This is a genomic window from Ohtaekwangia sp., assembly GCF_036568665.1.
Classification (GTDB): domain Bacteria; phylum Bacteroidota; class Bacteroidia; order Cytophagales; family Cyclobacteriaceae; genus Ohtaekwangia.
The window spans coordinates 1-12,400 of the sequence record NZ_DATCSD010000259.1 but is presented as its reverse complement, the minus strand read 5'-3'; the positions used below and the strand labels follow the sequence as shown (position 1 = coordinate 12,400).

The window sequence follows — 12,400 nt, the reverse complement described above, 5'->3', positions numbered from 1 at the left end:
ACATTCATCGGAACTGGCGGGTTTCCCACACATCAGTGAAATCGGAATTCGGAAAATAACAAACATTCAACTCGACTCACTTGTAACCACCACAACAACAAGTATTCGGATATACTATATTCTGGATGGCAAGTTTCAATGGAATATCAATGATCGTTGCTATATTCTTTATCCTGGTGATCTTGCCATTATACTGCCCGGTCAGAAATTCGGAGGTACAAAAGGTTTTATGGATATAGGCACCGTGTGCTGGCTCTCGCTGGAGGTTAATCAAACGGATCTGCATAAAAAAATGATTGTTGGTAACTGGAGCGGCTTGTCTAAATCAGAGCGACTAACCATCAGTAAAATTTTGCAACTTAATAACACCTCCGTACTGGTGAGAGTAAAGGATGCACATACGATTCTTCAAACGATCAAAGATGAATTATCCCAGCAAGAAGTCGCTTATGCAACGCGCGTGAATCATCTTATTGATGAACTCCTGATATTGATTGTGAGACAGTCAACTTACCAGATGAATTTGAGAAGAGACTTTCCGCAAACATTCACCAAGCTGGAGCAGACTTTACGCGAAGACCTGGCGCGCCAATGGACAGTTGAAGAGATGGCTGCACTGATCGGCCTGGGCACAACAGCGTTCTCGGAGAAAGTAAAGAACTATACCGGCTTTTCTCCTTTGAACTACCTGATCAACATTCGTATTTCAGAAGCAATAAAATTGCTGAGGCGACAGGAGATGAGTATAACAACCATTGCGCTGGAGACTGGTTTTTATTCATCACAACATTTTTCAACAACGTTTAAAAAGCTTACGGGCTATACACCTATAGAATTCAGAAAGAAGACATGACAACTATAAATCGATCGAACATGGAATGCATCATTACGATAGAGCTGGGAACAAATGCCGTGCGGGTATTTGCATTTGATCTTGCCGGAAATGTAGTAGCATCATCGAAGGGATCCTATCCAACGTTTCATAGTCAGCCTGATTATAGCGAGCAGGATCCTGAGCAGATTTTTATCACCATGCTATATGTACTCAAGAATCTGATCACCGAGAAATTGCATCCCAAAAAATATGATATCCGTTCGATCTGCTTTTTAGCTTCGATGCACAGTCTGCTTGCCATTGATAAACATGGTGTTCCGCTTGGAAATCTTATTACGTGGGCCGATAACCGGGGGAAGAGAGAAGCCAACGATCTGAAGAATTCTGATTTCGGTAAAGTGATTTACAATGCAACGGGTACACCGATACACCCGATGTCTCCGCTGGTAAAGATTGCGTGGCTGAAAAATCATGATCCGGAACGATTCAACAAGGCGTATAAATTCCTGTCTATGAAGAGCTATATATTGCAACAGCTCACAGGCGAATATGTGATTGACTATAGCCTGGCGTCAGCAACGGGATTATTAAACATTCATTCTATAGCATGGGAATCGCAGTCGCTTGACTTTGCAGGCATTACATCCGAACGGTTGCCGCAGCTGATGTCTGTGTTCAGCTCGCCCGGTAAACTTCGGAAAGAATTTCAAACATCGTTAGGATTGTCGCCTGATACACGAATCATGATTGGTTCAAGCGATGGTTGCATGGCAACGCTGGGGGCCGGTATATGGCGCGAAGACAAAGCGACCGTAACGATAGAAGACAGCGGAGCGGTGCGCATTGTCGGTAAGGAAGTTTTGAAAGATGAGAAGCAACGTTTCTTTAATTATCTCATTACAAATAACTGCTATGTTTCCGGTGGACCGACCAATAACGGTGGCGTTGTGTTCGAGTGGTTCGCCAAACAATTCGGTGACTTCAGTGTACCTTTCGATACGGAACAAATTGTAGAAGGGCTGATCCGCGATGCATCCAATGTAAGCGCGGGTTCGAACGGACTACTATATTTACCGTATCTTCTCGGTGAGCGCGCACCCCTTTGGAATGCCAATGCACGCGGCTCTTACTTCGGTATAAACATCAAACACGAACGTTCTCATTTCATCCGCGCAACGATCGAAGGTATACTATACGAGATCTATAGTATAGGAAAAATATTACAGGAGCATCGCGACATCAATAGTCTTTCGGTTAATGGTAGTTTTGCAACAATACCTTTCTGTACTCAGCTTATGGCCGATATCTTTAACAAGCCTGTACATACTGTGACGAATTTTAGCAGCGCAGCAAGAGGAGCCTTTCTGCTGAACGCGATTGACATGGGCATCTATCCGAATCTCGAGGCTGCTGCCGGTAGTACACCTTTCCAGGAAACGATCCAGCCCCGACAGCAGGATCACCAGGTATACGCACGTTACTTTAAGATCTTCGAAAAACTGAGTGTCAAGTTAGAAGAAGAGTTTGAAGAGATTGCCAATCTGCAACAAGGTGTTGAGTGAGTAACTCAATCACCATGTTCGGAAGTTTGCCGTGCTTGATTTGAGACACGCTATACAGCGTCTCAATCATATATATAAATCGTCTCACCGGCATCTCGGGTCATTAAAAATATCAACAACCTGTGCATTAGGAAGCAGACATGCGTGTTGGACGCATTTCTATGTCAGTATTATTACGGAGTCATAAGTCTATAACCGCAATCTATCTTCGGCAGTTAATTATCAGTTGCCAAAGGCAGCTTAATGTGTACATCATTGCTAATAACCATTGGTCAGATGATGAGAAAGATTGCAGCAGACAGGATTTTATCGTTACGGAAAAATGTATACCTATATTCTTCCGTAAGAGTATGGGCTTACCGCACCTTCGTGCATGACAGCTTACAAAACATGATCAGGATTTGTGTAGTTGCTACTCTACTGTTGTCATTGTTCTGGAGCACGCAGGCTTTTACACAGTCACCGATTGAGAGAGTTAAGTTTTCAACGATACCGGTAGCATTGTCGAATCCTCATGTGTTATGTATACTCCAGGACTCCCGTGGTTTTTTGTGGATCGGCACAGAAGACGGACTTAACCGATTTGATGGTTATGATGTCACTGTATATAGGAATAACTCTACAGACACAACCAGCCTTTTGAAGAATGCTATTCTCAAAATATATGAAGACAGTCGTGGTTTGTTATGGATAAGCACAAGTAACGGTGGACTTCACATCTATAACCGCGAACAGGATAATTTTACAAGACTGTCGCAATATTCATTCAATTGTGAAATTACTGAGTTTCATGAAGATAGTACGAGTATATGGCTTGGAGGTGTGCGCAATCACAAAGCCTTTGTGGAGCGAATAAACAAGCGTAATGGTCATAAGCAATACTATAATTTCTTTGATACCTGCCGTCCTGTTCGTTCACTTATCCGGATATCAGAGCACGAGTTCTGGGTAGGTATTCATGAAAATGGTCTTTTCCGTTGGGATTTGAAAAAGAATACACTCAGCATGCAAGGCCCTCCGTTAAAATTGCACGGGGTAATAAAAGGCGGGGCTCATGATCTGTGGATCGCTACTGATGCCGGGCTATATAACTATAATGTATACACCAATAAATATATAGTGTATAATACACATACCAGTCCCGCATTGCCGGTAAATAATATACTCTATCTTACGAAGGAACGTAATTATCTGTGGATCGGTACCGAGAATGGCGGGCTGTGCAGATTGAATACCATTACCAATGAATTGCTAACCTTCCAGGCGAATACGAATAACCAGGAATCATTTGTGGATAATTCCATCCATGCGCTATATAGCGACCGGCAGGGGCGGGTATGGATTGGGACTTATTCCAATGGTATAGCTGTAATGGACCGTTTGAATCAGAAATTTATGGGAATAGATATACCCTTAAAGAATGATATCGTTAATGCGATTCTGCTGGATTCAAAAAAACGTTTGTGGGTTGGTACAGAAGATGGTCTTATTGTGAAGTCAGCGCAAGGTATAAAGCGTTACAAACATACAGTTGCTAAAGAAAGCCTCGGAGCGAATCCGGTACTGGCAATTTATGAAGACAGGCAACATCGCGTATGGATTGGTACGTGGGGAGGCGGACTGAACCGTTATGATGAAGTTCACGACCATTTCATCCACTATATGCCGGATGTAAAACGCGATGACGCTCTTTCTGATCCAAATGTATTTTCAATATCCCAGTCCGCTAAAACGCAGGAGTTGCTGGTAGCTACCTACGGTGGACTAAATATACTCTCGGATATAAATTCAGGATCATTCAGGCACGTTTATGAAAAACGGTTTGGGTTTAACAACTATATGCGCAAGATATACGAAGATAAAAAGGGAAATATATGGGTGGGAACTATTGAAGAGCTATTGCGATATGATTCTGCAAGGAAGGAAATGGTCAGGTTCGAAACCACTACGGACTACGACTCCGTACAAGTAGGTGGTTTGTGTAATACGATGCTGGAAGATAGCAAGGGCCGACTCTGGGTAGGTACGCAGAAAGGTTTACACCTTATTGAGCAAGGAAAATTCCGGAGAAGATATACCATTGATGATGGATTGCCGGATAATATAGTGCAAGGTATAGAGGAAGATAAAGCAGGCAACCTGTGGCTAAGTACTCAGACGGGGATATCGAGGTTCAATCCTGCCGGTGAAGCGTTTAAAAACTTTGATGCTGCAGATGGTCTCTCCGAAAGTAATTTCAGACCAGGTGTGTGTCTTCATGATGCGGCCGGAAATATTTTTTTTGGCGGTAAGGGTATCTGCGCTTTTAATCCTGATAGTATACCGAGCAATTCATTTATACCCGAAGTTTTTATCACCGAACTGCGCATCGGCAACCAGCCCGTAAAACCGGGAGATCTTAATGGTATATTAAAGCGGCAGATCCTCGAAACCAGTACGGTAACACTGCCTCCTGACTATAATTTCTTTTCACTGAAGTATGTGGCATTGAACTTTACGGCTACCGACAGAAACCAGTACGCTTTTATGCTGGAAGGTTTTCATACCGATTGGAATTATGTTGATGCCCAAAGAACCACGATGTTCACAAACCTCGATCCGGGTACATATACTTTTAAAGTAAAAGCGCGGAATAAAGATGGCGTGTCAAATGATCGGGGAGCAACATTAACAATTCATATTCTTCCACCGTGGTGGCGCACATGGTGGGCCATGCTGATCGGTATAGTGTTATTGATCACGGCACTTATGTCATTATATAAATTACGGGTTCGGAGCATCGAGAACCGGAATGCTATACTGGAGCTTCAGGTAAAGAGACGAACCGAGCAGCTTGAACACCAGAACAGAAATCTGCTGCATAGTCAGGAAGAACTCTTGCAGAGTCAGGAAGAGATATCTGCGCAACGCGATATAGTATCCGCACAGATTGTTGAATTGCAGGAAGCCCGGCTGACCATTGAGAAACAGAACCGGGAGATAATGATGCGAAATGAAACGTTAGAGGCTGAGGTAGAAGAACGCACGCGTGATGTAGTGGAGTATAATCAGCAACTCGAGCAGTTCGCATTTATATCTGCCCACAATTTACGTGCTCCGGTGGCCAGAATATTAGGTCTTGGTAATGTACTCGAAATGAGTAAAAATGATTTGCAAGAGACACTATCGATTGCCGATAAGATTGTATTCACAACACGTGAGTTAGATCGCGTTGTGAAGGATTTAAATACAGTTCTGGAAGTACGCAGAAATTCTACATCGGTGATTGTCCCGGTTAATCTCCGGGAGGAACTGCTCCTTATAAAAGGAAATCTTGAAAGAGAGATACAGGATACACATACAACATTTGTTGAGAACTTTTCCAAAGGTGATACGATGCTTACCGTTAAACCGTACATCCACAGTATATTGATGAACCTGGTGAGCAATGCAATCAAGTATCGACATCCCGATAGGAAACCCGTCATCGCTATACACTCCGAAGTTCGGGATGGTCTGTTCAGCTTAACGATTCAGGACAATGGGTTGGGTATGGACTTGAATGTATACAAGGACAAACTCTTTATGCTGTACAGCCGGTTTCACTCACATGTAGATGGAAAGGGTATAGGGCTCTTCCTGGTGAAGACGCAGGTTTCTGCCTTGGGCGGTAAGATTGATGTAGTGAGTAGCCCTGATGAAGGCACTTGTTTTTACCTCTCTTTTAAACATGGTTGAGTGCGTGTATTTGGTACGGGCGGAGTCGTTGTTGTCTGCAAATTTCCGAACGAACGCACAGATTTTTGCTTGCTTTATACTCTTACACCAGTTATTTGGGACTTTCGATGTCCATCAGGCAGGCGTTCGGAATATAGATTGCGAAATCGTTTTCTGTGAACACGGAGAATGTTGAAGACTTTTAAACCCTGACATTATGCGCCTGATTTTTACAACCATGTTGAAGGCCTTCGCGGCAATTTTATTTTTTATAGTTGCTTCGATAGAAGGAAGATCTCAAAACGAAAACTATAGCTGGAAGAACGCACCGATTGGCGGTGGCGGATTTGTGACGGGAATCATTACCCACAAAACATCCGGTGATATGTACTGCCGTACCGATGTAGGCGGAGCTTACCGTTGGGATGCTGCCAACAGTAAATGGGTTCAACTGATGGATTGGATCAATGAGTCAGAGAATGGATTTATTGGCGTTGAGGCGTTGGCGCTGGATCCGCAGAATCCCAATAACATATATATGCTCTGCGGTACGTCCTATATCAACAACGGAAGAACGGCTATATTGAAATCCACCGACAAGGGGAAGACCTTCACATATACCGATGTCACGTCTAAATTTAAAGCACATGGCAATGGGAACGGCCGTGGTAACGGAGAGCGTCTTGCCGTAGATCCTCACAACAGTAACATTTTATATTGCGGAACGAGGGCTAACGGACTATGGAAGAGTATAGATGCCGGTGTTACCTGGAACCTCGCCTGGAGTGACGTAACAACTACGCCTAATGAAAACGGAATATGCTTTGTTATTTTTGATCCCTCGAGCAACGTAGCAAGTGGAGCAACGCAAACTATATATATAGGTGTTTCGCGTACGAGTGGCGCAAATATTTACAAGAGCACCAACGGAGGTGCAACCTTTACCGACATTTCGGCAACTACCAGCTTTATGCCACACAGGGCAGCACTGCAGGGAACTACCATGTATGTTACTCATGCTGATGATGCTGGTCCGGCATCCAGTGGCGGACTGGGCAAGGTATATAAACTCAACACATCAACAGGCGTGTGGACAAACGTTACGCCTGCTCATTGGCAGGACTATCCATACGGAGGTGTAAGTATAGATCCTAATAATATTAACAGGGTAGTGGTTTCCACGTGTGGCATGTATTGGAACAACCAGTTCGGTACGGGCTGGGGAGATTTTATTTTTCTCTCTACCGATGGAGGATCAACCTGGACACTTAAAAACGGAACCAATGCTACCTATGATTCCAACGGCATGAAATGGACAGAGGGAGGAGCAGTCAACTGGATGGACTGTATTGAGTTCGATCACACTGATCCTTTGAAAGTGCGCGTGATAGGAGGGGGCGGAGTATATACTTGCTCCGATATTACAGCAACAAATCCATCCTGGAAATATGATGTGATCGGTATTGAAGAGACAGCTTTCATAGACGGGATAAGCATTCCCGGAGGTCCGCTTATTTCTTCTTTCGGAGATGTAACGGGCTTTGTGCATGAGCCTCTCACTTCGTATCCGTCAAAAAAACTTACGCCTTCCGATGGGAATAACCATAGCATCGCGTATGCTGCCAACAACACAAACAAAGTAGTAAGGGCTTCTAACGGAGGGAACGTTATATACTATTCTTCTGATAAAGGTTCTACATGGACCGGGGCTGCTACAAACAAGGGCTCTGCAGGAAGAGTAGCGATCAGTGCAGATGGGGCCACGATACTGCACTGTCCTGCGTGGTCATCCACAACATACTATACTACAAACAATGGAGGAAGCTGGTCAAGCTGTTCGGGAGTATCGCTGGGAGATGCTGTTCCGGTGGCAGACCAGGTAAACGCCAATTACTTCTATATATATAATCCAACGAACGGTCAAATGCTCCAAAGCTCCAATAAAGGAGTTGCGTTTACACTGGCAGGTACACCGGGCAGAACAACCGCGAATCATCCTTGGGAAGCAACGTTGATCCGTACCGTGCCGGGTTTTGAAGGACATATATGGGTGCCTCTTGCCTTCAATGGATTAAAGTATTCCACCGATCATGGTGCGACCTATACAACTATAGCGAATGTAACATACTGCAAATCGATCGGTATAGGAAAGGCAATGCCTGCAGCGAACTATCCTACTGTTTTTATATGGGGAACAGTATCAGGTGTAACGGGTCTTTTCAGATCAGCAGATCAAGGCGCTACATGGCTCAGGATGAACGATGACGCAAATGAATTTGCAGGTGCGCCATTTCTGATCGGAGATATGAACGTTGCCGGAAGACTATATATGAGCGCAGGCGGTGGAAGAGGTATAATTTACTGGTATGATATAAATACCGAGCCGGAAACTGTGATGAACATTAACGAGGAAGGTCAGCAGGGTTTACTGATGTATCCGAATCCAACAACCTCAATGATTACCATTCCGAATGCAGGTACGTTGCGTAGCGTTACCCTTCTTGATGAGCGGGGTAAACGGATCAGCAGTGTTCGCGTTCAGGGAGATAATGCAATAGTATCCTTGAAAGACCTGCCTGCCGGAATATACCTCATCGAGTTGGTTGACCATCGCGGCTCAACAACAATCAAAAGAGCCGTTAAGAAATGATCATCAAATAAGAAATGAAATATAGGTTGCCAGGGTTCCTAAAACCTGGTGTGTAAATTTTTTGAAAAGATATAAAGACAGTATAGATCAAATGAGATTCCGATTACACATTTTACTTTCGTTACTAATCCTGTTTTTTCTTCCCGGGTATACTCATGCTCAAATTAAACTGGCTAAAGTGTTTGGGGATGGGATGGTGTTGCAAAGAGGTATAAGAATTCCGGTGTGGGGAAATTCAACTCCGGGTGCGCACATTATTGCTAAACTCGGCAACGCACAGGCAACCACTATAGCAGGCAAGGACGGGAAATGGCAAATTAAATTTCCGGTATTTAAAGCAGGCGGCCCCTATATACTTGAGGTTGCAGAGTCGGGCAAAACCGATTCTAAAATTAGTCTGAAAGAAATTCTTATTGGTGATGTCTGGGTTGCCTCTGGTCAGTCGAACATGGAGTGGCAGGTACAACAGGCACGCGATGCAAAGAAGGAAATTGCCCATGCAGATTTTCCGCAAATTCGCTTTTTGGTTGTTGAGCATGATAAACGATTAAAACCTCAATCAGACATTCATGCAGGTAAATGGAAAATTTGTGATTCCACAAATGTGAAAGAGTGGTCAGCGGTGGCTTACTATTTCGCTCGTAAAATTCATGTCGATGAGAAAGTCCCGGTAGGGATTATTCAAAGTGCCTGGGGCGGCACACCGGTAGAAGCCTGGACGAGCCGCGACATGTTGCTGACATCACCCATTACCAAAGCAAAAACGCTCAGTAATGATACACTTCATTTGGATCGCGAGGATCTTCTGGCCGATAGCCTGAACTGGATTCGAATCTGGGATATAGTATATAACCCACAGTATAATACAGACAAAACAGTTCCGACTATTGACTATAATGATGCGAATTGGACAACCATTGAAATGCCAAAGGTTGTAAAAGATTTTGGAATCGGCAGTTATGAAGGAATGGTTTGGTTGCGAAAAAAAATCACGTTGCCTGAATCATTCACGAAGAAAGATTTAACGATCAGTCTGGGACATCCGGAGATGAACTATTCATTGTATTTTAATGGACAGGAGATTTGCAAGAATATATGGAACGCTCATGCTACTCACTCTTTTACTATACCAGCACATTTGGTGCGACAAGGCGAGAATACGATAGCCGTGAGAGTAGCAATGCTGTGGGGTGGTGGTGGCTTGAATCCTCCGGCAGAAGATCTATATATTACCGATGGCACTTCTAAATTTTCTTTGGCGGGAAATTGGTTATATAAAAAAGACCTCGAACCTGCCTTTCCGAAAATGCTAAACTATCAATATTACCCTACCGTGCTTTTCAATGCGATGATATACCCGCTGATCCCGTACGGCATCAAGGGATTTATCTGGTATCAAGGCGAGTCAAATGCATATGCAGCTTACGACTATAGAACTTTATTTCCGATGCTGATTACAGACTGGCGGCAGCGCTGGCAGCAGGGAAATCTTCCGTTCCTGTTTGTTCAGTTGGCAAACTATATGAAAACAAATCCACTGCCTTCAGAAAGCTCGTGGGCTGAATTACGGGAAGCACAAATGCTGACGCTCTCACTACCTAATACAGGTATGGCTTGTGCCATTGATATAGGAGAAGCGAATGATATCCATCCGAAAAACAAGCAGGATGTAGGATACCGACTTGCTTTAGTAGCCAACAACATGGTATATAAACACGAGGGTATTGCGTGCGGCCCGGTGTATAAAAATTACCGGAAGGAAGGTAATCGCATTCGCATCCGCTTTACAAATACCGGTTCAGGTCTTTCTACGAAAGATGGAAAGGGAATAACAGGTTTGGCTATAGCCGGTAAAGACAAACAGTTTTATTGGGCAAACGGAATTATAGAAGGGAATGAAGTTATAGTATATTCTGATAAAGTTGCCGAGCCTGTAGCGGTGCGGTATGCCTGGGCGGATAATCCCGAATGCAATCTCATAAATTCAGAACATTTACCGGCTGTTCCTTTCAGGACCGATGACTGGAAGGGGGTTACCGAGAAATAAAATACGTTTTAATATATATCAGAGATGGGTATGGATGTGCGAAGGTACTTTCGCGCAACCATGCCTATAACTATATAAGACCGTAGAAATCTATATATAGGTTGCCGCGCTATATTTATGCCACACGGCCCCAGCGTATCCTTCCAGAAATTCTATAAACGATACGCCTGCGATTGATTCAATAATTTCGTTTATACCAACTCACAACTCGCGTTTTTAAGTTACGACTGATTTTTTACCAGGCGCTACACTAATTTCTGGTGTTTAATTACTTTATAAGGCATCTCAATTATGTATATAAATAGTCTCACCGTAACAATTGAGACATTGGAATATCGATGCACACAGCCTTAGGAGCGATGTCTGCGTGTTCGATGCATTCTGATATCAGTAGTATTACGGAGATTCAAATTTATAGTCGAAAATTATCTTCGGGTCATAAATTCTTGCTGCAATAGCACCTATATATAGGTATATATCCTGGTAATAACAATTAACGGGATGATGATACACGGTTGCTATAGTAGCTTGTTTAAAGAGGTAATCATTTAAATTTTAACTATGGCTTTTTCTACTAAATGTACAGGATGCACATCGGTTGCCGTCAGTTGGCAACAGCATGCAGCGTTATTCCGGACACACGTCAAGTTCCGGATGTTTGCTTTTTCTATACTGACGATTTTATCATGTCAGCTAAGTATGGCACAAAGTTCCCGATTAGTTTCGGGTATAGTAAAGGATACTGCAGGCGTTCCCTTGCCCGGTGTTGCTGTTGCTTTCAAGAACAAACAAGCCGGAACATATACTGACTCCGATGGTAAGTTTTCGATGCAGGTTCGTAAAACAACCACGCATCTGTCTTTTTCATTTATCGGTTTTGCTACCGTTGAAGCTGCTATACCGGAGTCTGGCGAAATGACCATTGTGATGGAAGAAGCAGCCGGTCAACTCGATGAAGTTGTTATTTCAGTAGGAAGCCGTGCTGCGCAGCGTACCGTAACGGATTCACCACTTCCTATTGATAATTTATCAGTGAAAGAACTTCAGGGCACAGGCCAGCTTACCTTTGATAAAGCGTTACAGTATAGAGTGCCGTCTTTCAATACGGTGCAGACACCGGTAAACGATGCGACTTCGCTATTGGATCCGTATGAGATCAGAAACATGGGCCCGAGTCGCACGCTGATCCTGATTAACGGCAAGCGGAAAAATGCAAGTTCCCTGATATATACTCAGACATCGCCAGGGCGTGGAGAAAGTGGTGCCGATATATCCGCTATACCTATAGATGCCATTAAGCGTGTTGAGGTGCTTCGGGATGGTGCTTCTGCCCAATACGGATCAGACGCCATTGCAGGTGTTATGAATGTGGTTCTGAAAGACAATGCCGATGGAGGTTCGTTCACATTCAGAACCGGGATAACATCAAAAGGCGATGGTAAAATGATCGGGTTGAGTTTGAATAATGGTATAAATCTCTCCGGCAAAGGATATATTAACTATACAATCGATCTGTCAAAAGTCGGTCTTGCCAATCGCCCGGGTAGAGTAGACGCAGAAGGTGAAGCGTCTGACTTTGGTGCTGATATAAACCAGGTAAAAGCTTTCCT

General features: G+C 43.7%; 6 protein-coding genes. All 6 read left to right on the top strand.

What is annotated here, in order from left to right:
* Nucleotides 1-853, top strand: an 853-nt coding sequence (locus tag VIN08_RS14280; protein WP_331966349.1) for an AraC family transcriptional regulator, incomplete at its 5' end; no start/stop codon positions are given.
* Between the two features lie 20 nt (nt 854-873).
* A complete protein-coding gene (locus tag VIN08_RS14275) occupies nt 874-2,397 on the top strand; it encodes a gluconokinase (protein ID WP_331966346.1) in 1,524 nt (507 codons plus the stop codon).
* 276 nt (nt 2,398-2,673) lie between these two features.
* Complete coding sequence (locus VIN08_RS14270; protein ID WP_331966343.1) at nt 2,674-6,114, top strand: two-component regulator propeller domain-containing protein; 3,441 nt, start codon at nt 2,674-2,676, stop codon at nt 6,112-6,114.
* 196 nt (nt 6,115-6,310) lie between these two features.
* The gene (locus VIN08_RS14265) at nt 6,311-8,743 is read left to right on the top strand and encodes a T9SS type A sorting domain-containing protein (protein ID WP_331966340.1); all 2,433 of its coding nucleotides are present in this window, start codon (nt 6,311-6,313) and stop codon (nt 8,741-8,743) included.
* Nucleotides 8,744-8,834: 91 nt separating this feature from the next.
* Nucleotides 8,835-10,790 carry a sialate O-acetylesterase gene (locus VIN08_RS14260; protein WP_331966337.1) on the top strand — a complete coding sequence of 652 codons (1,956 nt, stop codon included), beginning with the start codon at nt 8,835-8,837 and terminating at the stop codon, nt 10,788-10,790.
* A 699-nt stretch (nt 10,791-11,489) separates the two neighbouring features.
* Nucleotides 11,490-12,400: TonB-dependent receptor (locus VIN08_RS14255; RefSeq protein WP_331966334.1), on the top strand; the 911-nt coding region annotated here is incomplete at its 3' end.

What these genes read in the sequence shown, in the direction of transcription:
- VIN08_RS14260 (WP_331966337.1), top strand. Translation starts at nt 8,835, where the DNA reads ATGAGATTCCGATTACACATTTTACTTTCGTTACTAATCCTGTTTTTT.
- VIN08_RS14270 (WP_331966343.1), top strand. Translation starts at nt 2,674, where the DNA reads ATGATGAGAAAGATTGCAGCAGACAGGATTTTATCGTTACGGAAAAAT.
- VIN08_RS14265 (WP_331966340.1), top strand. Translation starts at nt 6,311, where the DNA reads ATGCGCCTGATTTTTACAACCATGTTGAAGGCCTTCGCGGCAATTTTA.
- VIN08_RS14275 (WP_331966346.1), top strand. Translation starts at nt 874, where the DNA reads ATGGAATGCATCATTACGATAGAGCTGGGAACAAATGCCGTGCGGGTA.